Source organism: Thermotoga sp. 2812B (assembly GCF_000789335.1).
In the GTDB taxonomy this organism is placed as follows: Bacteria; Thermotogota; Thermotogae; order Thermotogales; family Thermotogaceae; genus Thermotoga; species Thermotoga maritima.
In genome coordinates, this window is record NZ_CP003408.1 from 120,516 (window position 1) to 142,316 (window position 21,801).

The 21,801-nt window shown below is 48.9% G+C and carries 26 protein-coding genes and 1 riboswitch; of the genes, 9 read left to right on the forward strand and 17 right to left on the reverse strand.

The features are described 5' to 3' along the window. Positions 1 to 8 precede the first annotated feature (8 nt). The 3 genes from T2812B_RS00635 to T2812B_RS00645 are packed head-to-tail and all read right to left on the reverse strand — an operon-like array spanning position 9 to position 3,209. Positions 9 to 932: a glycosyltransferase family 4 protein gene (locus tag T2812B_RS00635; protein ID WP_004080858.1), complete on the reverse strand. Its 924-nt coding sequence runs from the start codon at positions 930 to 932 to the stop codon at positions 9 to 11. 4 nt (positions 933 to 936) lie between these two features. Continuing rightward, positions 937 to 1,638 (reverse strand): PHP domain-containing protein, encoded by a 702-nt coding sequence (locus T2812B_RS00640; RefSeq protein WP_004080859.1) that lies wholly within the window; start codon positions 1,636 to 1,638, stop codon positions 937 to 939. Further along, positions 1,635 to 3,209 carry a CTP synthase gene (locus T2812B_RS00645; RefSeq protein WP_004080860.1) on the reverse strand — a complete coding sequence of 525 codons (1,575 nt, stop codon included), beginning with the start codon at positions 3,207 to 3,209 and terminating at the stop codon, positions 1,635 to 1,637. Before T2812B_RS00645 ends, T2812B_RS00640 begins: the two co-directional genes overlap by 4 nt. A 141-nt stretch (positions 3,210 to 3,350) precedes the next feature. On the opposite strand from T2812B_RS00645, the gene fabF reads away from it, so the two are divergent. From fabF to fabD, 5 genes are read left to right on the forward strand one after another with little or no spacing between them, the layout of a single operon-like run. Further along, positions 3,351 to 4,589, forward strand: coding sequence for a beta-ketoacyl-ACP synthase II (gene fabF / locus T2812B_RS00650; protein ID WP_004080861.1), 1,239 nt, complete (start codon positions 3,351 to 3,353; stop codon positions 4,587 to 4,589). Beyond that, a complete protein-coding gene (fabZ, locus tag T2812B_RS00655; protein WP_004080862.1) occupies positions 4,586 to 4,999 on the forward strand; it encodes a 3-hydroxyacyl-ACP dehydratase FabZ in 414 nt (137 codons plus the stop codon). Before fabF ends, fabZ begins: the two co-directional genes overlap by 4 nt. After that, positions 4,996 to 5,940: an enoyl-[acyl-carrier-protein] reductase FabK gene (fabK, locus tag T2812B_RS00660; RefSeq protein ID WP_004080864.1), complete on the forward strand. Its 945-nt coding sequence runs from the start codon at positions 4,996 to 4,998 to the stop codon at positions 5,938 to 5,940. Before fabZ ends, fabK begins: the two co-directional genes overlap by 4 nt. Beyond that, the gene (locus T2812B_RS00665; RefSeq protein ID WP_004080866.1) at positions 5,937 to 6,446 is read left to right on the forward strand and encodes a biotin transporter BioY; all 510 of its coding nucleotides are present in this window, start codon (positions 5,937 to 5,939) and stop codon (positions 6,444 to 6,446) included. Before fabK ends, T2812B_RS00665 begins: the two co-directional genes overlap by 4 nt. Further along, complete coding sequence (gene fabD / locus T2812B_RS00670; RefSeq protein ID WP_004080868.1) at positions 6,443 to 7,324, forward strand: ACP S-malonyltransferase; 882 nt, start codon at positions 6,443 to 6,445, stop codon at positions 7,322 to 7,324. Before T2812B_RS00665 ends, fabD begins: the two co-directional genes overlap by 4 nt. On the opposite strand, the gene T2812B_RS00675 is transcribed toward fabD, so the two are convergent. Both T2812B_RS00675 and T2812B_RS00680 read right to left on the reverse strand, forming a co-directional pair. Beyond that, positions 7,302 to 7,985: a 2-phosphosulfolactate phosphatase family protein gene (locus T2812B_RS00675; protein WP_008192954.1), complete on the reverse strand. Its 684-nt coding sequence runs from the start codon at positions 7,983 to 7,985 to the stop codon at positions 7,302 to 7,304. The genes fabD and T2812B_RS00675 overlap by 23 nt on opposite strands. Beyond that, on the reverse strand, positions 7,979 to 8,995 hold the full coding sequence (locus tag T2812B_RS00680) for a DUF1611 domain-containing protein (protein ID WP_004080873.1): 1,017 nt from the start codon (positions 8,993 to 8,995) through the stop codon (positions 7,979 to 7,981). Before T2812B_RS00680 ends, T2812B_RS00675 begins: the two co-directional genes overlap by 7 nt. 49 nt (positions 8,996 to 9,044) lie before the next feature. On the opposite strand from T2812B_RS00680, the gene T2812B_RS00685 reads away from it, so the two are divergent. After that, positions 9,045 to 9,857 carry a PfkB family carbohydrate kinase gene (locus tag T2812B_RS00685; protein WP_004080876.1) on the forward strand — a complete coding sequence of 271 codons (813 nt, stop codon included), beginning with the start codon at positions 9,045 to 9,047 and terminating at the stop codon, positions 9,855 to 9,857. Here the strand turns inward: T2812B_RS00685 and T2812B_RS00690 are convergent. Genes T2812B_RS00690 through T2812B_RS00725 form a run of 8 tightly spaced genes read right to left on the reverse strand, consistent with a single transcriptional unit; the run spans position 9,774 to position 17,026 of the window. Next, positions 9,774 to 11,240 carry a hypothetical protein gene (locus tag T2812B_RS00690; protein ID WP_008192948.1) on the reverse strand — a complete coding sequence of 489 codons (1,467 nt, stop codon included), beginning with the start codon at positions 11,238 to 11,240 and terminating at the stop codon, positions 9,774 to 9,776. The two genes, T2812B_RS00685 and T2812B_RS00690, sit on opposite strands and share 84 nt — an antisense overlap. A gap of 23 nt (positions 11,241 to 11,263) precedes the next feature. After that, positions 11,264 to 12,016, reverse strand: a complete 753-nt coding sequence (locus T2812B_RS00695) for an ABC transporter ATP-binding protein (protein ID WP_008192945.1) — start codon at positions 12,014 to 12,016, stop codon at positions 11,264 to 11,266. 5 nt (positions 12,017 to 12,021) lie between these two features. Continuing rightward, positions 12,022 to 12,660: a queuosine precursor transporter gene (locus T2812B_RS00700; RefSeq protein WP_008192943.1), complete on the reverse strand. Its 639-nt coding sequence runs from the start codon at positions 12,658 to 12,660 to the stop codon at positions 12,022 to 12,024. Next, positions 12,644 to 13,057 (reverse strand): preQ(1) synthase, encoded by a 414-nt coding sequence (gene queF / locus T2812B_RS00705; protein ID WP_004080885.1) that lies wholly within the window; start codon positions 13,055 to 13,057, stop codon positions 12,644 to 12,646. The genes T2812B_RS00700 and queF overlap by 17 nt, the downstream gene beginning before the upstream one ends. A gap of 4 nt (positions 13,058 to 13,061) precedes the next feature. Then, a complete protein-coding gene (locus tag T2812B_RS00710; protein WP_039454406.1) occupies positions 13,062 to 14,258 on the reverse strand; it encodes a thiamine-phosphate synthase family protein in 1,197 nt (398 codons plus the stop codon). After that, on the reverse strand, positions 14,258 to 15,004 hold the full coding sequence (locus tag T2812B_RS00715; RefSeq protein WP_008192939.1) for a sugar phosphate isomerase/epimerase: 747 nt from the start codon (positions 15,002 to 15,004) through the stop codon (positions 14,258 to 14,260). The genes T2812B_RS00710 and T2812B_RS00715 overlap by 1 nt, the downstream gene beginning before the upstream one ends. Continuing rightward, positions 15,001 to 16,275: a phosphomethylpyrimidine synthase ThiC gene (thiC, locus tag T2812B_RS00720; protein WP_008192937.1), complete on the reverse strand. Its 1,275-nt coding sequence runs from the start codon at positions 16,273 to 16,275 to the stop codon at positions 15,001 to 15,003. Before thiC ends, T2812B_RS00715 begins: the two co-directional genes overlap by 4 nt. A gap of 4 nt (positions 16,276 to 16,279) precedes the next feature. After that, entirely contained in the window at positions 16,280 to 17,026 is a 747-nt protein-coding gene (locus tag T2812B_RS00725; RefSeq protein ID WP_008192934.1) for a sulfide-dependent adenosine diphosphate thiazole synthase, read from the reverse strand. Between the two features lie 49 nt (positions 17,027 to 17,075). Next, positions 17,076 to 17,186: riboswitch (TPP riboswitch) on the reverse strand. A 102-nt stretch (positions 17,187 to 17,288) separates the two neighbouring features. Here T2812B_RS00725 and T2812B_RS00730 point away from each other — a divergent pair. Together T2812B_RS00730 and T2812B_RS00735 are read left to right on the forward strand one after the other, a co-directional pair. Further along, positions 17,289 to 17,636, forward strand: coding sequence for an encapsulin-associated ferritin-like protein (locus T2812B_RS00730; protein ID WP_008192931.1), 348 nt, complete (start codon positions 17,289 to 17,291; stop codon positions 17,634 to 17,636). A 14-nt stretch (positions 17,637 to 17,650) separates the two neighbouring features. Then, positions 17,651 to 18,448, forward strand: a complete 798-nt coding sequence (locus T2812B_RS00735; protein ID WP_008192929.1) for a family 1 encapsulin nanocompartment shell protein — start codon at positions 17,651 to 17,653, stop codon at positions 18,446 to 18,448. A 31-nt stretch (positions 18,449 to 18,479) separates the two neighbouring features. On the opposite strand, the gene T2812B_RS00740 is transcribed toward T2812B_RS00735, so the two are convergent. From T2812B_RS00740 to T2812B_RS00760, 4 genes are all read right to left on the reverse strand, one after another. Further along, positions 18,480 to 18,995, reverse strand: a complete 516-nt coding sequence (locus T2812B_RS00740; RefSeq protein ID WP_008192925.1) for a hypothetical protein — start codon at positions 18,993 to 18,995, stop codon at positions 18,480 to 18,482. 212 nt (positions 18,996 to 19,207) lie between these two features. After that, positions 19,208 to 20,212, reverse strand: a complete 1,005-nt coding sequence (locus tag T2812B_RS00750; RefSeq protein ID WP_008192923.1) for a glycosidase — start codon at positions 20,210 to 20,212, stop codon at positions 19,208 to 19,210. A 40-nt stretch (positions 20,213 to 20,252) separates the two neighbouring features. Beyond that, positions 20,253 to 20,468, reverse strand: coding sequence for a hypothetical protein (locus tag T2812B_RS00755; RefSeq protein ID WP_004080906.1), 216 nt, complete (start codon positions 20,466 to 20,468; stop codon positions 20,253 to 20,255). Between the two features lie 42 nt (positions 20,469 to 20,510). After that, a complete protein-coding gene (locus T2812B_RS00760; RefSeq protein WP_008192909.1) occupies positions 20,511 to 20,984 on the reverse strand; it encodes a peroxiredoxin in 474 nt (157 codons plus the stop codon). A gap of 63 nt (positions 20,985 to 21,047) precedes the next feature. Here T2812B_RS00760 and T2812B_RS00765 point away from each other — a divergent pair, with 63 nt between their 5' ends. Next, the gene (locus tag T2812B_RS00765) at positions 21,048 to 21,791 is read left to right on the forward strand and encodes a Mut7-C RNAse domain-containing protein (RefSeq protein WP_008192907.1); all 744 of its coding nucleotides are present in this window, start codon (positions 21,048 to 21,050) and stop codon (positions 21,789 to 21,791) included. Positions 21,792 to 21,801: the final 10 nt, after the last annotated feature.

Here is a 21,801-nt window from a genome sequence, read left to right on the forward strand (position 1 = left end):
CCTCCCGCTCAATCGTAATGAAGAAGCCCGAGGCCTTTGATGAGAACAAAAGAAAACACAACGGCTAAAACAAACGTCACCACACTCATCACGATATTTCCCAGAGCTCCAAAGCTGAACCCACAGAACACAGCGTGCGTTGCTATCATGATGAAGAGAGCTCTTTTCACCCCGAATCTTCGAGAGAGCTTGTCGTACATGTGATTCCTGTCTCCTCTGAAGATCGATTTTTTGTTCCTGTACCTCCTCAGAACACTCGCCAGAAAATCCAAAAAGAAGATCCAGAGAGGAAAAATCATCGTGAGGAATGTATCGAAAGAGGCAAATCGATTCTGGGAAAGAACGATCGCGGATAGCAAAACAGCCATCAGATAACTTCCCGCATCGCCCATGAAGATCCTCGCGGGTGGAAAATTGAAAACAAGATAGCCAAGAGATGCACCGAGAAGGGAGAGAGAGAGGTTTTCGAAGAACACGCCTCTAACCAGAAAGAAATAGGAGAGCGCCGACAGAGCCACAAGACTTCCACAGAGCCCATCCATACCGTCCATCATGTTCACGGAATTTATGAGAACGACAACAAAGAACAACCAGAAAGTGGAAACCAGTAAATTGTCGAGGCCGATGAATCTCCACACGAGCAGAAGCGAAATGCCAAATTCTGCGATCAACCTTAAAAAAGGAGAAAGAGAGAACAGATCATCCATCAATCCCAGAGCAAGAGCGATCGATGCCGAAAGGAGAACCACCGTGTCGTTCCACAAGAACGGAAGGACCCCCACAAATATTCCCAGCCCACCCAGGTAAGGTGTTTCTCTCCCGTGGGGCTTCAGAACACCATCCGGCCTGTCCACGATGTTCAGTCTTTTCGCAACTCTTCCGAAGAACCAGACACCGAACAGACTCAAAAGAAAACTCAAAAGAAAAGCCATTCCTTCACCTCAGTTTCACGGTAACGAGTTTCTTCCCATCGACAGCGAGGTACTCGAAATTAAACTTTTTGAGTTCTCTCATGACTTCTTCTATTCCTCGACCTATATGTTGCGATTCGTGTGCGTCCGAACCAATCGTCACGACTCTCCCACCGAGATCGTAATACATCTCCACTATCCAGTAGTCCGGATTGGGTTTCCCGTGCTTGAAGAGACCAGCAGTGTTGATTTCAAGGGCCTTTTCGTTTTTCACGAGGAACACCAGAATCTTTTCTATCAAATCTCTGTTCGCTTTGAAATCTGCCTTCGCGTATCTTGCCGGATAGTCCAGGTGTGCAAGTGTGTGGAATTTCACCCTTTCCATCACAAAGAGCGTTCGCTCCAGATAGTCTCTTGCGAGCTCATCCGGTGGAAGGTTCTCATCGTACCGATGTATCCCAAGAAGAAGGTAGTCGAAACCATCGGGAAAAACCGCCTCTCCCACACCATCCCAGCTGATCTCCGCTCCCTTCGGAAGATCGTATTTCTCCATGGTGAGAAAGTACTCTTCAACGTTGAAATCGTGAACGAGTTCCCCGTTTTCGTATTCGTAGTGATCCGTGATACAGAAATGTTCGATACCGAGCTTCTGCACCTGAGAGATTATGTCGTCTATTTCCGCCTTTCCATCGTAGGAGAACGTGGAGTGAAGGTGCATGTCTATCATTGTGATCCCTCCAGGACTTTTCTCAAATAGACAAAAATCGGGTGCGGTGCTCCCACTTTGCTCTTGTACTCGGGATGAAACTGAACACCAACAAAGAAAGGATGATCTTCAAGCTCAACGGCCTCTATGAAGTCGGATTTCGCGGACACGACGAGCTTGTACCCTTCTTCTCCAGGTTTTTTGAACAGCTCCGGAAACGCTTCTTCGTTGGCTTCGTATCTGTGCCTGTGCCTTTCGTAGACTTCCTCAACTCCACCGTAAACTTCGTAGAGTTTCGTTTTTGGAAAAATTTTCACCTTTTGAGCTCCAAGCCTCATCGTACCACCGAGCTTCAATATTCTCTTCTGCTCCTCCATGAGATCCACAACAGGATAAGGTGTGTTCGGATCGAACTCGGTGGAATTGGCCTCTTTGTAGCCGAACACGTTGCGTGCGAACTCTATGACCATGAGCTGCATACCGAGACATATTCCAAGTATGGGCTTCTTGTTCTCACGTGCGTACTTTATGGCTTTTATCTTGCCTTCTACACCTCTTCTTCCGAATCCACCGGGTATGATGAGGGCATCGTATTCGTCGAGCACTTTCTTTACTTCTTCGTCGTTCATGTCTTCGAGCATCTGACTGTCCACCACGGTGGGCTTTTCTATTCCTGTCAAAAAGACCGACTCTATGATGCTTTTGTACGCGTCGTCCGTTCCAAGATATTTTCCAACGAGCGCTATCCTGTAGGGTTTGAAAGCTTTGGGATAGGACCAGTTGAACGTGGATTTTTTCAGCTCAACGTTCAACTTGGAAGCAATCTTCTCGTGCAAACCCATATCTCTCAGTATTTCTGGAACTTCATACACGTTCTTCGTATCGGGCAGGTTTATCACAAAATCGCGTGGAACACCGGAGAAAAGAGCCACCTTGTTCATACTGGGGACATCGAGGGGAAACTCGCTCCTCACGATGACCATATCCGGTGTGATTCCTATCCTTCTCAAAAGCTGAACGGATTGTTGAGTGGGTTTCGTCTTGAACTCGTTGGTCGTCCGAAGGTAAGGAACGTACGTGACGTGAGCGAAAAGGAAGTTTTCCTTTCCTTCTTCCATCTGGAGTTCTCTCACAGCCTCCAGAAAGACTTCCCCTTCGATGTCTCCAACGGTACCTCCTATCTCGACCACGAGGAGTTCCGCCTCGAGCGCCCTTATTCTGTCTTTTATCTCCTCAGTGAGATGCGGTACGATCTGGACGGTGTTCCCAAGGTATTTTCCCTGTCTTTCCTTCTCTATGACACGAAGGTACACCTGCCCCGCTGTCATGTTGTTCTGCCTCGTCATGTCTCTTCCAAGGAATCTCTCGTAGTGACCGAGGTCCAGATCCGCCTCGTAGCCATCCTCGGTGACGAAGACTTCTCCGTGCTGGTTGGGATTCATGGTACCAGCGTCCACGTTGAGATAAGGATCGATTTTCAACACGTTCACATCGACACCGTGTTCTTTCATCAACCTCGCTAAGGAAGCCGAGAATATTCCCTTCCCAATACCGCTGAGGACTCCTCCCGTCACGATCACGTATTTCTTCATCCTATTCCCTCCTTCTCCTCAATATGTTATCACCTGGAGAGTAAATTTCTCATTTCCTTAACATGAGAGAACATCGGGATTGTAACCCAATGTGAGATTATGGTATAATCATGCCAGATTTTTTTGTCAGGAGGTGGTATTTTGAAGCGGGTAGTTATCACGGGTATGGGTATCGTGAGTCCCTTTGGTGTTGGAAAAGAGAGAAATTTAGAAGGACTTAGAGAAACTAAAGTAACGATAGATCGAATATCTTCTTTTGATGCTTCTAACCTTCCCGTCCAGATCGCCGCAGAGGTGAGAGATTTCAAACCGGAGGAGTACATAAATCCGAAACTGGTCAGGAGAACAGACCGTTTCGTTCACTTCGCTCTGGTCAGCGCGAAAGAAGCTGTGGAAGACGCCGGTATAAACTTCGAACCGTACGCCGACAGGACAGCCACCATCATAGGATCCGGCATGGGAGGATTTCTGACGCTCGACAGCGAGAACAACAAATTCCTGAGTCAGGGTCCAAGCAGAGTCAGTCCGTTCCTGATTCCGATGATCCTCATCGATATGGCTTCCGGTGTCGTTGCAATGGAATACGGACTGAAAGGACCGAACTTCTCTTCTGTAAGCGCCTGTGCTTCATCCCTCCACGCGGTAGCTCTCGGTGCTCTCCTCATAAGACACGGATACGCGGATGTGGCAGTCGTCGGGGGAACCGAGGCAACGATTGCTCCACTTCCCATCACCGGGTTTGCCAACATGAGAGCACTCTCAAGGAGGAACGACGATCCAAAGCGTGCTTCTCGTCCGTTCGATAAAGACAGAGACGGCTTTGTGATGGGTGAAGGCGGTGCGGTTCTCATACTCGAAGCCGAGGAAGTGGCAAAATCGAGAGGAGCGAAAATTCTCGCGGAGATCAAGGGAGTGGGTATGACGGACGACGCGTACCACTTCAGTGCTCCAGATCCAGAGGGCAGAGGGGCAGCAGAAGCCATGAAACTCGCCCTGAAAGAATCCAGTCTGGCTGTCGAAGACATCGACTACGTGAGCTGTCACGCCACAAGCACACCAGCAGGTGATGAAGCGGAACTCAAAGCGATAAAGAAAGTCCTTGGAGAACACGTAAAGAACGTCGCCATAAACTCTTCGAAAGCCCTTATAGGACATCTCCTTGGTGCCGCCGGTGCTTCCGAACTCGTTCTTGCCATCCTTCAGATGCAGAACTCTTTCGTCCACGGCATGCCGAACCTTGACAATCCGATCGACGAAGCGAAAGGAACCGGCCTTGTCGGTAAAGAACCCGTTCAGATGGAGATCAAAAACTTCATAAAGAACTCCTTTGGTTTCGGCGGGCACAACGTGTCCATCGTGGTGGGGAGGTATGAATCATGAACATAGATTACGTGAAGTCGATCCTTCCGCACAGGTATCCATTTCTCCTAGTTGACGGTGTGATAGAAGAATCAGAAGACAGGATCGTCGCCTTCAAAAACATCAGCATTTCTGATCCCGTCTTCCAGGGACATTTCCCGGAGTATCCGATATACCCGGGTGTTCTCATCGTAGAGGGCCTTGCTCAGACCGCTGGAATTCTCCTTTTGAAGAGTGTGGAAGGAATTCCTCTGTTTCTCGGAATAGACGAAGCGCGTTTCAAGAAGGAGGTACGTCCGGGTGACAGGCTGATCTACGAAGTGAGAAAGCTCGGTGAAAAACTCGGCACGGTTCAGGTGGAAGGAGTTGCAAAGGTCGATGACAAAATCGTGGCGAAAGCCAGGCTTTTGCTGGGGGTGAAAAAGAAATGACCGTGAGAACAAGAGTGACAGATCTTCTGGAAATAGAGCATCCAATCCTCATGGGTGGAATGGCCTGGGCGGGAACTCCCACCCTCGCAGCAGCGGTATCGGAGGCGGGAGGACTTGGAATCATCGGATCCGGAGCCATGAAGCCGGACGACCTGAGAAAAGCGATCTCCGAACTCAGACAGAAGACGGACAAACCCTTCGGTGTAAACATAATCCTTGTCTCTCCGTGGGCGGACGATCTCGTCAAGGTGTGCATAGAAGAGAAAGTACCCGTCGTCACGTTCGGTGCGGGAAACCCAACGAAGTACATAAGGGAACTCAAGGAAAACGGAACAAAGGTGATACCCGTTGTCGCCTCCGACTCTCTGGCAAGGATGGTGGAAAGAGCGGGAGCGGATGCGGTGATAGCGGAAGGGATGGAGTCCGGTGGACACATAGGTGAAGTCACAACCTTCGTTCTCGTCAACAAAGTCTCCAGGAGTGTGAACATCCCCGTGATCGCAGCGGGAGGCATCGCCGACGGAAGAGGTATGGCAGCCGCCTTCGCACTCGGAGCGGAAGCCGTTCAGATGGGAACCAGGTTTGTGGCGAGTGTGGAAAGCGACGTGCACCCGGTTTACAAAGAAAAGATCGTCAAGGCTTCCATAAGAGACACCGTTGTGACGGGAGCCAAACTTGGACACCCCGCGCGCGTTCTCAGAACTCCCTTTGCAAGGAAGATCCAGGAGATGGAGTTTGAAAACCCCATGCAGGCTGAAGAAATGCTGGTGGGAAGTCTCAGAAGAGCGGTCGTTGAAGGCGATCTGGAGAGAGGATCCTTCATGGTGGGACAGAGCGCCGGCTTGATCGATGAGATAAAACCGGTGAAGCAGATCATAGAGGATATCCTGAAGGAGTTCAAAGAAACGGTGGAGAAGCTGAGGGGGTACATCGAAGAGTGAGGCAGCTCATAAAGGCAGGGATTTTCACAGCTCTCATCGTGGTGGGGGCATGGATCTCGATCCCTCTGGGGCCTGTTCCCTTTACCCTTCAGGTGTTCTTTGTCTTTCTTTCAGCGTACGTTCTGGGAAAGAAATACGGAACTCTTGCAGTTGCAACGTACGTTCTGCTTGGAGCCATGGGACTTCCCGTCTTTGCGAATTTCAAGGGTGGTGCGCAGGTCCTTGTGGGACCAACTGGTGGGTACCTCTTCGGATTCATCCTCGGAGCGTTCGTGATCGGCCTTCTGGCTGAAAAGAAGGAAAGTTTCGCCTGGTATCTCGCTTCCGGGGTAGCAGGACTCGGCATCATCTATGCGCTCGGTGTCTTTGTATTGAACTTCTACGTTCACGATATCAGGAAAGCGATTTCCGTGGGATTCGTTCCCTTCGTCTGGTTCGATCTGATAAAACTGGTCGTTGCTGCTCTGATAGCGCTGAGGCTCAAGAAACTGGAGGTGGAACGGTGAGAGCGTTTGTCTTTCCCGGACAGGGATCGCAGTACTCTGGAATGGCGAAGGATTTTTCCGTTTACGAGTCTTCGAAAGAAATATTCGAAAGATCGAAAAAGGTACTGGGCTTTGATATCACGGAGATCATGAACGGTGACGAAGAAACATTGAAACTCACAGAGAACGCCCAGCCTTCGATCTACATAACGAGTTACATCGCTTTTCTCGAGCTGGAGAAGAGAGGTATCCTGCCCGATGTTGTGGCAGGACACAGCCTCGGAGAGTACACCGCCCTGGCAGTGGCAGGAGTCTACGATTTCGAGACGGGGCTTTATCTTGTGAGAAAAAGGGGAGAGTACATGTCGAAGGCACTGGAACCGGGGAAAGGCACGATGGCCGCTGTCATAGGGCTCAACATTGAAACCATAGAAGAAGTGGTGAACTCTATCGAAGGGGTTTACATAGCGAACTACAATTCCCACGATCAGGTTGTGATCAGTGGGTTGAAGGAATCGGTGGAAAAGGCAATGGAGATTCTCAAAGAGAAAGGAGCTCGCCGTGTCGTGGAACTCATGGTTTCAAGCCCGTTTCACACACCGTTTCTGGAGTACGCCAGGGAGAAAATGAAGGAAGAAGTGGAGAAGGTGGACTTCAAAAAGCCGAGATGGCCCATCGTTATGAACTCGACAGCAAAACCAACGGAAAATCCTGAAGAGATAAAGAGGAACATAATCGAACAGATTACAGGGCCGGTTCTGTGGAAACAGTCGGTTGACACCATGAAAAAAATGGGAGTAACCGAGTTCGTTGAAGTTGGTCCAAAGACCGTTTTGAAAAACCTGTGTAGAAGAATGGGAGCGAACGCAAAGCACTTCACGGAAATTCTTTCAGAATGAACACACCGTTCACGAGGGCAGGTATTGTTTTGAAACGATCCTCAGTCGTGCAGAATTCGACATCGTTTTCGAATCCAAGAGAAATCAGCCTTTTTGCGTGGGAGGAGTGTTTTTTGATCTCCTCCCTTGTGTTTTCCACGGACTCAAAATACCTTTCCGCCGCGTGAGCACCGTCCCCAAGATCGTTTCGCTTTAGCCTCTTCACTATCGCGCCAGCGAGTAGAAAATCTTCCAGGGAGAATCTGCCGTTCGTTCCAGCACACACGAGCAGTATGTCTTCTTTGCTTTTCAAATACTCAACGACCGCTGACAAATTCAAAAAAGAAGCCGCTATTATCTCTTCACTTCTGATTTTCTCTATCACCTGAGTGCCGTTTGTGGTCGTGAGAACGATGGTTTTTCCTGATATCTTTTCCTTCCTGTATTCCAGAGGGGAATTTCCAAGGTCGAATCCTTTCGGTTTTTGTGCGTTCCTCTCTCCGCAGATCAGAACGCCTTCTTTTCTCTTCTTCAGAGCCTCTTCGATGGTTTTCACGGGTATCACACCGGAAGCACCGTTCGAAAGAGCGGTCACTATGGTGCTCGTTGCCCTCAGAACATCTATCACAACCGCCGTTCTACACTCCACAGGTGAGCATGGTGCCATTACAACGTCTACCATACCATTGCCCTCTCCAGCATCTCGTCGAGGTCATCTGTGTTGAACGGATCGTAAACGGGAAGATCCGTTTCGAAGCCTCCGTTGAGAGACACCCCACCTATCACCTTCGCGTTAGAGAGAGTCTCTATCAACCTTCTTTCCTCTTCAAAATCCGGTTTTTTTGGAATTTCCGGGAAAGATTCAAAATGGTCTCTGCTCGGATCGTGAACCAGGAAAACCACGTCAGGATTGGAACCGTACAGAAGGCCGAGGGTGACCTGGCCGTAAGCGGGATGTCTCAGGGCTCCTTGTCCCTCCACGAAGACGATCTCTTTTCCTGTTTTTTCGAGTTTCAGAACAGCTTTTTCCACCACACCGGAAACGAAATCCGCGGGAACAGCGTCGATCACGTACCCCGCATCCGCTCCTATGAGGATCCCTGTCTGTCCTGTTGCGAGAAAACCCGCTTTGATCCCCTTCTCCAGAGCTCTTTCCCAGAGCTGAACAGCGGTGGTTCTTTTACCTACCACGCAGTCGGTTCCGAATACACCGACGACTTTTATCTTCTTTCGGTATATACCTCCCCTGAGAACGTCGAGCTCGAGAGGTGGAATGCGAATGTCTATTATTCTCGTACCGTTTTCATGGGCAATCTTCAGAAATTCTGTTTGCTGTGAGATTTTGAAATGAAGACCAGAAATGACATCCATACCGAGTGAGAGTGCCTTTTTTACGAGTGTCGCTATCTGCTCTTCCAGATATCCACCAGGATTCGACACTCCAATTATCAGAACCTCAGCTCCCATTTCTTTCGCCTTTTCAACAGAGGAGACCACGGGCACGTCGTATCGAACGGGCTTCACAAAGTCACTCGCCATCTTCCCTTCGTGTTCCGCGACTACACAAACGGGTTTGAAGAGTCTGCTGTGCCTTAGAAGTCCATAGGTGGTTTTGGCATGAGCTGTTCCCAGCTGTCCCCACGCCACGATCGCCGCTGGTGTGCCGGGCTGGTATAATTTCCAGAGATCCATTCTCTTTCCCTCCGTTTTTTAAAAGATTCTACCATGGGAGGTTTCCGCTTTGAAGATAGCCGTTGTGGGTGGTACTTTCTGGGATATCTTCATCTTCGGTGAAAATCCACACTCTTCGACCATAAGGGAATCACCGGGAGGATCCGGCCTCAACGTGGCCTATGGCCTGTTCCTTTTGGGTCACACCGTTGACTTCTACTCGAACATTGGGGATGACTGGAGGGGAAAACAAATAGTAGAACTCTTGGAAAAAGCAAGTTTTGACACCTCACATATGTCCACTATTCAGGGTGGAAAAACTGGAATCTTCATCGCCCACAACGACAAGCCCCTCGCCGTCGATCCAGGTGTGAACAGAAAAGAGATGAAACTGCCCTCTTTGAGCGAATACGACCTTGTTTTCGTGACTGGAGAGATTCCAGAAAAAACGATAAGAAAGATCTGTGAAAACACCAAAAACGTGATTCTGGACGTGGGACCAGGTGCAAGATTCGACACCAGCGATTTGAACGCTCTCGTGATAGGAAACGAGCGCGAGTGTTCTTTCAGAAAGTGCGACGTTGTGAAGATGGGTTCGAAAGGGGCAAGATGGGGAGAAGTGTACGTTCCAGGAAACGGCATTTCCTATCCTCACTCGATCGGACTGGGAGATCTGTTCGACATCGTCTTCGTGCACCATCTTCCCCTTGGAAAGTCAAAGAAAGAAATTCTCGAAGAAGCCGTGAAGTGCTCTCAGATTCTCGGTCAAAAAGAAAATGTGACCCCCTTTGAGAGGATCTCATTCCTCGAGCCGCTCAGCACGAAAGACGATACGCTTGAATGCCCAGATGAATCCAAAGACGCTTCCCACCACGGTGGCTAACAGGATCGAGAAGAACATCAGGTGAGAACCCGTTGAAAGAGCGTATCCGAGCACACCGACAACCCCTATGGCCACAAGCTGCAGAAGGAGTATTTCAGGACCAGAAAAGACCTTCGCCGGATTCGTGAGGCTTCCAGTTTTTTCCCACTTAGAAAGAAGTAGCCCAAGAGCCGAGATGAAAAGAAACAGACTCAAACCCGCCGGTGCGAAGAAAATGTAGAACACCTGCTTCTGATAAATTGCCAGAAAGATGACAAAAGCAGAAACGACAGCCGAGTTCAGCAGAGATGAAACGAGTATCTTCGAAATCATCACTTCACTCGTCTTGACGGGTAAAACCTTTGGGAGAGGCCACACTTCCATTTCCTTTCTCCACAGCATAGCGCTCATCGTCGCATTGTAGAGCGCTGCGATCCCGATTGCAAAGATCAACCCAAAATCGGGACTTCCAACGAACGTCATGAGAACACCAAAACCGATTGGGTACAAAAGAAGGTAGAGCGATCTTTCTTCCCGGAGGAGCGTGATGAGATCCTTCTTGAAAAACCCCTTACCCGGAAACCGCGTGGGTTTTTCAACGGGCATTCTTTCTTTACGCAGGACAGGTTCGAACATGACAGTTGTGGAAATCACCCGAAAGACGAGGAAAGTTCCAAGACATATCAGAATTTCATAGAGAAGAAAGATCGGATTTTCTCTTGAAAAAACAGCGTACGCGAAAACGTTCCAGTTTGAGATGAACCATCTTCCAAAAGATACGGAGAAATCAGGAAGGTTGACGAGTATCAGAAACAGGAACACGGCAAGAAGTTGAATCAGCGAGTAAAGCTTCCGTGACAGCGAGGTTCTCAAGAGCCTTCCAAACAGAACTGAAAGAATGGCTCCCCCGAGGAGCAGAAAAACGGTGTGAAACACTCCGGTGACGAAGGGCATCCAGTTGTTCATCAAAAGAGAATACATGAAGAAATTAAGAATCATCATTATGAGAATGAAGGACTGATAGAAGAGGGATATCAACAGCTGATAGATCACTATCGTGCTCCTTTCAATGGGAAGGGTGAGCAGAAACTCGATCTCTCCCTCCAGAACGAACGAATTGGAAAGATAAAAAGACACACCGAGAAGAAACATCACAGAAAACATGGTGGTCGAAAAAGAAAGTAAAGCAGAGAAGGCTTCTTCTCCGAACTCTTCAAGTATCGCTTTGAAATTGTTCCCCATGAGCGAGTAGAACAGAAAACCCGTCATCAAAACGGAGATGAGAACAGAGTAGAATCCTTTCCTCCCACGAGCCGGAGCGTATCTGAGCAAAACAGAGAGTTTTCTCATAGAAATTGTCTGCGGAGCCCCATCCCCTTTAGGGGATTGGGAGGAAGCAGACATGTGTACCACCTCCAGATTTAATTTCACAGCTCCCTCATGATCTCTTCTATCTCTTCTCCCTCCGCGGTGAGCTGGAGGAACAGATCCTCCAGACTGGCTTCTTTCTGACCGGCGAGCCTTCTGAGCTCTTCCATGGTACCTTCCGCTATCAGTCTGCCTTTGTTTATAATGCCTATCCTATCGCACATCTTTTCTGCGATCTCCAATATGTGGGTAGTGAGAAATATTGTGGCTCCCTCGTCAGCGTACTTCCTCAAAAGGAGTTTCAATATCCTTGCACTCTTCGCATCGAGTCCCACCGTGGGTTCATCGAGAAATATCACCTTCGGCTTTCTCATGAAAACGCTGACCAGCATGAGTTTCTGTTTCATACCGTGGGACATCTCACCTACTCTTTTTCCGAGGTAATCCACTTTGAAGGCTTCGCAGAGCTCCGCTATCCTCTTATCGATCTCTTCTTCTTTCAGATCGTAAATCTCGATGATGAAATCCAGAAACTCCTTCCCCGTCAGATGTGAATAGATCTTTGGCTCGTCCGGTATCACACCGATACTCTTCTTTATCTCGATCTCGTGGGTGCTCATTTTCATGCCGAGGATTTCCACTTCTCCTTCCGTTGGTTTCAAAACTCCGGTGAGCATCTTTATCGTGGTGGTTTTCCCCGCACCGTTCGGTCCCAAAAAGCCGTATATCTCCCCCGGCCTCACCGAAAGATCGATGTGATCGACCGCGGTGAAATCCCCGAACCTCCTGGTTAGCCCCCTTGCAACTATCAAATATATCAGCCCCCTTCTTTCACTGTCCACTGGCCGCTGATCAGTTTCACCCCAAGATACACAAAGGGTGTGTCGATCAGTGCCATGATCAGCTTCACCACGTACTGGGAAAAGATCATCTGAACAAGCACGTTCCCCGGAATTGTTCCAGCGAACGCCACGGTGATGAAGGTGAGTGTGTCTATGAACTGGGAGACCATCGTGGACAGGTTGTTTCTGAGCCACAGGTGTGATCCTCTGGTGACTTTCTTCCAGAAGTGGAAGGCCCAGACGTCGTGAGTCTGTGAAAGGATGTAAGCCAGAATACTTGCGAGCACGATCCTCGGAGTTGATCCAAAAACCTTCACGAAGGCCTCATTGTTCGCAAAGATGGAAGCGGGAGGATAGAAAACCGCAATCTGGGAGTAGATCACCAAGATCAGAGACGTGAAGAATCCCGTCCAGACCATCTTCTGGGCTGTTCTTTTCCCATAGACTTCCGATACGATATCCGTTACGGCGAACGTGATAGGGTAACACAAAACCGCCACCGGGACAAGGAAAGACCCTATGTTCACCAGTTTTCCTGCGATCACGTTGGATATGGTCAAAGCAGAGACGAATATTCCCGTCAGGAGAATGAGTTTTTCATTCGACTTCTCCACTCTTTTTCCCCTCCAGTGAACCCATCTGAGTGGTTGTCTTTATGCCACCCCTTATGTTGTAGATCACCGTGACCCTGATTCGGTCGGTTTTGAGAAGATTCTTCAAATCTTCGTAGATTCTCTTCGTCGCTTCTTCCTGGTATATACCAACGTTTCTGAAGCTGACGAAGTAGTACTTCAAAGATTTGAGTTCGACGATCTTTCCACCGTCCGGGTAGTACTCTATGATCACCCTTCCGATGTCTGGAAGACCGGAGAAGGGACAGACTGCGGAGAACTCGTCGGTCTCTATCTTTATGTACTCGTCTTTTCCATCGAAATCGATCGCTTCGAGAAAGTCCGTCCTTATCGCGTCGTGCCCTTTGAAGTCGAAGATCCTTCCCTCTGCCTTCGGCATAGGATCACTCCTCCACCATGAGTTTTATTTTCTCAAGAACTTCTTTTGGATTTCTTCCGAACACCCTTATCATCGCTTCTTTTCCCCACCAACCTTCATCATATATCAAATCTGGAGGTGATTTCAACTCCGCTATCGCCTGTTCGATCATCCACACCATGGACTGCCCCTCTTTCTCCTGAACCTCCTTCGGCTCTTTCGACCGATCGTAGTGGAAAACCTTCAACCCTCTTTTCTTTGCCCTCTCAACGTACTCTCTTTCGTAGCGAACGTTCACCACACACCTCATATGAGGATGATACCTCATCATCGTGACGGCCATACGTGCCGTGTGAGATCTGTCTTTGAAAGAAGCACAGGACACCGCCACCGCTTTTCCTTCTTTGAGTCTTATCCTTCCGGGGAACTTTCCCACCTCGAATTCGTTCTTCGCCCACGGGAGAGCGTAGGAAACGTTCTGCCCCACCTCCGGCACCGTGAGATGGCCGATCGCGAGGAACTCTGGAAGGATCTCATCGAGTGTGCTCAGAGTGTCGTACCTGTACCAGTCCCGAAGGAGTTTTTCCGTCTCCACCACACCTGAGGATCTTTCAAGAATTTTTTTCAGAAGCTCCATAGCAGATCTGATGGCCTCTTCTACCGGGTAGTTCATCGCTAAAAATCCCGAAACGGCACTGGAAAAGGCACAACCTGTTCCATGGAACTCTCCAGGAACTCTGGGAATTTCAAAAACGAAATCTCTATATCTCACTTTCACCGTGTTGCCTTTTTCGTGCCCGCCAGTGACGATGAAGTTATTGTATTCACCGAGTTTTTTCGCTTCTTCACTGTTCAGGATCACGTAGTCAGCGTATTCCACGAATTTCTTCACTTCCTCCGGATCCTGAAACCCGAACCCCGAGGACGATTCGAGTACCACGTTCCAGACGATCGCTGAATCCGGGAACATTTCCCTCAGTCTTTTCACCGTCTCCGGTGCAGAGAGTCCTACCTTTATCACATGCGGAGGTGTCAGGACTTCTATTTCTTTTCTCATTTCTTCCCAGTCTCTGAAGTTCACTGAAAACACCCGGTTTTCGTTCTGCACGGTCAGAGCTGAGATCACCGCATGAGTTTTCACACCGAGAGCCGAGAGAACCTTCACATCCTGAATTATCCCCGCACCTCCCGAAGGATCGAAACCCGCAACCACAAGAACCATCAGAGATCCCTCCAGTATTCGAAGAGTTTTTCCAGACCTTCTTCACATTCTGGTGTCGGCTCCAGAACGAAATCCGCGTCGAAATCCTTTATGAACTCCAACACTTCAAGAAACTCTTTCGATTCACCCCAGGGAGCGTGATGGCATTTTTTGTAGGTTTCGAAATCCGCGTAGTAAATGTGAAATTCTTCTACAAAATCAGAGAGCTTTTCTATGAATTCGATGGGAGAAAAACCGTAAACCTCAGCGTCTAGAAGAAGATGGCCGATGTCAACGCACATCTTGCAACCTGTGTTTTCAAGAAAAGTCCTGTAATCTTCAGCGGAGTGGAAATGATCGTTTCCATAAACGTTCTCCACTCGAACGCTGATGACACCCGCAAGCTCGGAGAATTCTCTCTCCACCTCTTTGTAAACAGAAAGCCAGTTTTCTTTCTGAAGGGCATTTGGGAAGTGAATTATCATGTATTCTGCGCCGATCTTCCTGGCAAGCTCAGCGCATTTTTTGTTCACAGAAAAGGTGTCCTCTCTTTCTTCCTCGTTCAGAGAGGTCGGATTCGGATAGTGGTATCTGTACCTGTAGATGAAAGGAGCGTGGATTCCAAAATTTTTGTCGTGAAAAAAGCGGAGGACCTTCTCGAGGTCTTCCGCCTTGAAAAAACCCAGTTCGTAAAGTTCTGCTTTCGGGAGTGCTTCAAGCAGATCGGGATTGCTTCTTATGATGCTCGTGGATACACCTTTTCTCAAGAGAACTCCTCCGCTATCTTTATCGCACAGAATGGTCCACACATAGAACAGCCTTTGTCGGGGTACGGTCTTTCCTCGTATTTCTTCTTCGCAACGTCCTTTCCCAGCGAAAGGCTGAACATCGTCTCCCAGTCGAAGTTCTTTCTTGCGAGGGCCATCTTTTTCTCAAGCTCCCAGGCTTTTTTGTTTCCGCGCGCCACATCCGCGACAATAGCCGCTATCTTAGAGGCTATCACACCTTCTCTCACGTCTTCAACATCCGGAAGCGAGATGTGCTCTGAAGGAGTCACATAACAGAGGAAATCGGCTCCGTAGTAGCCAGCCAGCGCACCACCTATCGCGCAGGCTATGTGATCGTAACCCATGGCTCTGTCCGTTGGAAGTGGTCCCAGAAGGAAGATGGGGGCCCCTTTTCCGATCTTTTTCATGAGCCTCACGTTCATCTCCACCTCGTTCAGAGGAACGTGCCCCGGCCCTTCCAGCATCACCTGGACCCCTTTTTCCCTCGCTCTCTCCACAAGTTCTCCCATCACGAACAGCTCTTCGAACTGCTGGGCGTCGCTCGCGTCCACCACAGCCCCGGGTCTCATGCCGTCACCAAGACTCAAAGTGATGTCGTAGTCCTTTGCGATGTCCAAGAGTTCATCGAAGTGTTCGTAGAACGGATTTTCCTTGTTGTTCTTTATCATCCATCCCGCGATGATCGCTCCGCCTCTGCTCACGATCTTCAAAACCCGCCTTGAACTTTTTATCCTATCAAGCACCCTTCTCGTCACACCGACGTGGATCGTCATAAAGTCTATACCATCTTCCGCGTGTGCTATGACTATATCGAAGAAATCCTTCTCCGAAAAATCCACCACGTTCTTTTTCATCTGGTAACTCCTCACGGCGGAATCGTATATGGGCACCGAACCAACTGGAACGGGCGACATCTCCACGATGGTTCTCCTGATCTCCCTCAGGTCTCCCCACGTGGAAAGAACCATGAGGGAGTCAGCACCGTATTCTATCGCCACTCTTGCCTTTTCCTTTTCCTCTTCGAGCGAAGAAAATCCCTGGGAGGTTCCTATGTTCGCGTTCACCTTCACACTGAAACCTTCTCCAACGATCATTGGCCTTTCTATCCTGTGGAGTTTGTTCTTTGGAAGAACCGCTCTGCCTTCCGCAATCTTTTGCCTGACGATCTCGACATCCACTCCTTCGTACTCCGCCACCTTCTTCATCTCGTCGGAAACAACACCCTTTCTGGCCATTTCCATCTGAGTCATGATATCACCTCAACCTTTCACTCACGATTCTCGCCACTTTCTGACCGGACAGAATCATTCCACCGAAGATGGGACCCATCCTCGGTCCGCCGTGAACAGCGCAGACCGCCATCCCTGAAACGAGAAGTCCTGGGAAGATCTCACCGGTGTTATCCACCACGAATTTTTCCGCTTCATCGGCGTCCATAGGAAATTCTGTTTTCATCTCTACGAGACCTCTCTTTGCGAGAAGTGAAACCACGTTCGCGGGGTGACCGGTACCATCCACAACGAACGAAGCTTTCACCGTTATGGGGTCGACGTGCAGCCCAAGTCTCACCGTTGGACCCCAGTTCACCACCACTCCACAGACCTTACCGTTCTGGACCGCCACATCTTCAACCGAAACGTTGTTGAAGACGATGGCTCCTGCCTTCGTCGCTCTGTAGAGAAGTCCCGAAGCGAAATGCACGGAATCCACCACTATGTGGTCTTCTTTCACCTCGTATTCGATTTCTACCTCCTTCAGAAAATCCTCGAGTTCTTTCTCCAGCACGATTTCGTTGAACATCATTCCTCCACCCCAGATACCGCCTCCCGGGGTGTTTCTCTCTTCAAACACAGCTACTCTGAAGCCATTCTTTGCCAGCTCGTACGCTGCTGTGAGACCGCTCGGTCCTGCTCCCACGATTGCAACATCCAGCTCCAGACTATTTCTGAGTTTTTCAAAATACCTCTCAACGATGATTTTGGAGATCAACACATCTCTCATAGGCACACCTCCTCGTAAAAATAAAAACCTCCGCCGAGCGGAGGTTTTTTATTTCCTCCTTCCCCGATCCCTCCGCCGGCATTACCCGGATCAGGTTCTTGGGGTCGAGGACTTCCGTCCTCCTCTCAGCCCCGGAATAGGAGCTCCCCCTGGGGAAGGTTTTCGATATTCATTTTTTCGACTTCAATTTTAAAGGATTTTTGTGTGATATAATTTAAATGGAGGTTTCATTTTAGAAAGCGTTCAACGGAGGTGAAAGAAAATGGCGGATCAGTACCACGAACCAGTTTCCGAACTCACGGGGAAGGACAGAGATTTCGTGAGAGCTCTGAACAGCTTGAAAGAAGAGATAGAGGCGGTCGCCTGGTACCATCAGAGGGTTGTCACCACAAAAGACGAAACCGTGAGAAAAATACTCGAACACAACAGAGACGAGGAGATGGAGCACGCAGCAATGCTCCTTGAGTGGCTGAGAAGGAACATGCCCGGCTGGGATGAGGCACTCAGAACTTACCTGTTCACGGACAAGCCGATCACAGAAATCGAAGAAGAGGAAACGTCCGGTGGATCAGAAAACACGGGTGGAGACCTCGGCATAAGGAAGCTCTGAAAGGGGTGGTGAACATGGAATTTCTGAAAAGATCCTTTGCTCCTCTGACAGAAAAACAGTGGCAGGAGATAGACAACAGAGCAAGGGAGATCTTCAAAACACAGCTCTACGGAAGGAAATTCGTCGATGTGGAGGGACCGTACGGCTGGGAGTACGCTGCCCATCCACTGGGAGAGGTTGAGGTGCTTTCAGACGAGAACGAAGTGGTGAAGTGGGGATTGAGGAAGTCTCTGCCGCTCATCGAACTGAGGGCAACGTTCACTCTCGGTCTGTGGGAACTCGACAACCTCGAGAGAGGAAAACCGAACGTGGATCTTTCCAGCCTAGAAGAAGTGGTGAGAAAGGTTGCGGAATTTGAAGACGAAGTGATATTCGAAGGTTGCGAAAAATCGGGTGTGAAAGGCCTTCTTTCCTTCGAAGAGAGGAAAATCGAGTGTGGAAGCACATCAAAAGACCTCCTCGAAGCCATAGTGAGGGCTCTTTCGATCTTCTCAAAAGATGGTATAGAGGGTCCTTACACACTCGTTATAAACACGGACAGGTGGATCAACTTCCTGAAGGAAGAGGCAGGGCATTACCCCCTCGAAAAGAGAGTGGAAGAATATCTCAGGGGTGGCAAGATCATAACCACACCGAGGATCGAGGATGCCCTCGTCGCTTCTGAGCGTGGAGGGGATTTCAAGCTGATCCTCGGACAGGATCTCTCGATAGGGTACGAAGACAGAGAAAAAGATGCGGTGAGGCTTTTCATAACGGAGACGTTCACCTTCCAGGTTGTCAACCCGGAGGCCTTGATTCTTCTAAAGTTCTGATCTGGTCCGCTCCTCGGAGCGGACCTTTCGATTAAAGAACGTCCAGTTTTCCCTTCGCCCACGTTCCCACTACTTTCCCCGCAATCGCAACTATTCCCGATATTTCAGAATTTTCTCTGACATCTCTCAGGAACTTTGGAATGTCATAGGAGTTTTTCACGGAATTTTCGAACGAATCTATTACCCTGTCACATATCGCTTCCTCTTTTCCAAGAACGAGAATTCCTTTCTCACCAGTGAATACTCCAGTGACGCACACAGATGGTGTGAGTTCAGGGAAGATCTTAACACTTATGCCTTTAAAGAAATGAACCACGATCGGCTGTGAGATCTTCAGAAAGAACTTCCCGTCTCTTTCCAGAACGAAATCAAACTCTTTGAAAGCATCCACAAGGATCGCTCCGTTCTTTTCGAGAGGAGCACCGTTCAGCGATAGCTTCTCCGGGAGAACAGCAGATCTATCCACCAAAAGCGTGTATCCGTTCTTCAAGCCCACTCTCTTGAACCTTCCCGACGCAAGGACGGGAGTCCCTGTAGCAATCCTCATCTCCTCACCTCCCTATAAAACAAAAGGGGCCGACCATTCGGCCGGCCCCTCGATTTCAGACTCACTGCTCACACGAAAACCCCCGGTCCTTCGAGGGGCCGGTTTTTGATCGCAGTGCACATTATCATATCGCTGAGAATTCCCTGCTCAAAGAGTACGAAACTACACATCGTCTCACCTCACAAAGATACAATACCACCGCACTGTTAAAATCATGTTGCTTCTTTCATTAAATTCATGATCTCCCTTTCACTTGCCTCAAAAACGCCTATCGCCCAATCGGAAACACCGCCTATCCATATCACTCTTCCTTCATAGACGACAAGCCCACACCCGAATATCACCCTTATTCTGTCTCCGTACTCTTCGATCACACCTTTTGGTGAGAGAACGTAATTCGTGGTACCGAGGAGTCTTCCCCTGCCATCCACGAGTGCCAGACCGTTTTTGTAGGTGAGATCTTTGAGAACAGCGTGCCATCCTATCAGATAACCTTCCTTCACTTCAACAGTGTTCGTTGACCATCCAACTTTCGTCTCCCACTCTTCCGGGAAAAAGACGGGATCGAGCGAATACAGATCTATGTAACTTCCTTCGAGCCTTCCTCTCCAGCAGACCTTGGCATCACCAACCGTCAATCTCGTCAGGATAACGTTCGACTCCACAAAAGAACTGTCTTTCATGGAAACCGGCACATACTCACCCAGCGTACTTTTTATCGATATGTATCTCTTCTCAACCAGGTTCAGATCCTCATCGAGAACGGCGTACGCAAGAAAATCGGTGTGGGGCTTCCCTTCCTGTGACCAGTCTTTGTATCCCTTCGCTGTGTAGAGAAGCTCGAAACGGGAATTTCTGAAGAACACCCTCGGATCTTCGCACCCCAGAAACTCCTGAATATCTCTCGGCCAGAATACAACTTCCATTTCCAATGGTTTTTTTACTTCTCCATTCAACAGATCGTCGATGTTCACTGTGAAGTGACCAATAGACGAAACGTACTTGTAGTAATCGAAAATCAGACGAGGGAAAACATGAAGCGTTTTACCAACGAGAACCGCTCCAGGATTGAACACAGCCACCGGATTTCTGGGATAGTTCGTGATGACGAAATCTTTTGGGAAAAAGTAAGTCACCCGATTGAACACATCGATCGTCTCATCTTTCCTCAGGGATCTTTTTCGTGCCAGTGCTTTTCCGAGGAGCTCTTCCACCATCTCCTATTTCCCCCCTTGAAACCTGAAGGGGAGGTCCCCTTCAGGCCAGCTGGTCCATCATCTTTCCGTAAAGTTCTCCTGCGATTCTCACGAGCTTCACGTTCAGACCCGTCTGCTGATAGAGGGAGAAGAAGAGTATCTGCTCCATCTGCTCTTTTGTCATGACAGGAGAACTACCAGCTGTTGAAACAGGGGTGGTGCGCTGCTGGGCATAACTCTGGTAAACGGGGTTGTAACCGATTCCTTCCACTCTCATGGTATCACCCCTATTTTTTTATCGGAAAAATCATCGAGATGTTTACTTTGAAAGACGCTCGAGCGCTTCTTCTATTTCTTCGTAGGGTGGTTCCTTACCTGGATCTTCGGAAACCCAGGAATAAACTATCGTTCCGCTTCCATCCACTACGTAAACAGCCCTCTTCGCAGCGGTGTAGCCGGGGATATTCAGAAAGTTCTCGTGGACACCACCGTACTGTGAAGCCACCCTTCCGCCGAAGTCGGAGAGCAGATCGAACGTGATGTGGTTTTTCTCAGCGAAGGCCTTGTTTGCGAACGGACTGTCCACGCTGATTCCAAGAACCATCGCGTTGAGTCTGTTAAACTTGGAGAGAGAATCCCTGAACGTGCAGAGTTCTTTCTCACAAACACTCGTGAACGCTCCTGGATAGAAAGCAAGCACAACGTTCTTTCCAGAAAAATCGGAGAGTTTCACCATTTTCAGATCGGTGTTCACCAGCTCAAAATCGATCGCCCTATCGCCTGATTTCAACATGAAAACCACCTCCAGTTAGGCTGAACTTACCCATTAGAATTCTACCACGAAAGGGGATCATCTATGAAATACGAAAAAATAGCCTTCTTCAGGTTTTTTGGTAGATTGAACGATTTCTTCAGAGATAGTGGAAGAATAAAAGTTCATCGCTTCACGGGTTTCCAGACGGTGAAGGACAGGATAGAAGCCCTTGGAGTTCCGCATGTAGAAGTGAGCCTCATTACGCTGAACGGAAAACCGGTCGGCTTCGATCATATGGTGGAAGATGGAGAACTCTTCTTTGTGTATCCAGAATTCCAGAACATAGAAATCCCTGAAGACTGGCTCGTCACCCCCAGATACAGAGGTGAACCCCGTTTCGTACTCGATATACACCTCGGAAAGCTGGTACGGCTTCTCAGAATGCTGGGTTTTGAAGCGATTTTTGGTGAAGAAAGCGATGAAAAGCTCTGCGAGATGGCGGTGAAAAAGAAAGCTATCCTTCTGTCCAGAGATACGGGTCTTTTGAAGAGGAAAGAGCTCGTCTTCGGTTACTACGTGAGAAACACGGACCCGAAGAAACAGCTGGTGGAGGTGGTGGAAAGATACGATCTGAAGAAGTGGATGAAACCCTTCACCCGATGTATCGAATGTGGTGTGGAACTCGAAGAAGTACCAAAAGAAGCCGTGAAAAGCAGAGTTCCTCCAAAAGTCTACGAACTCTTCAACGAGTTCGCTCGCTGTCCGATGTGTGGAAGAATCTATTGGAAAGGGTCGCACTACGATCACATGGTGGAGTTCATAAAATCGAACATAGATATGGTATAATTTCAACATA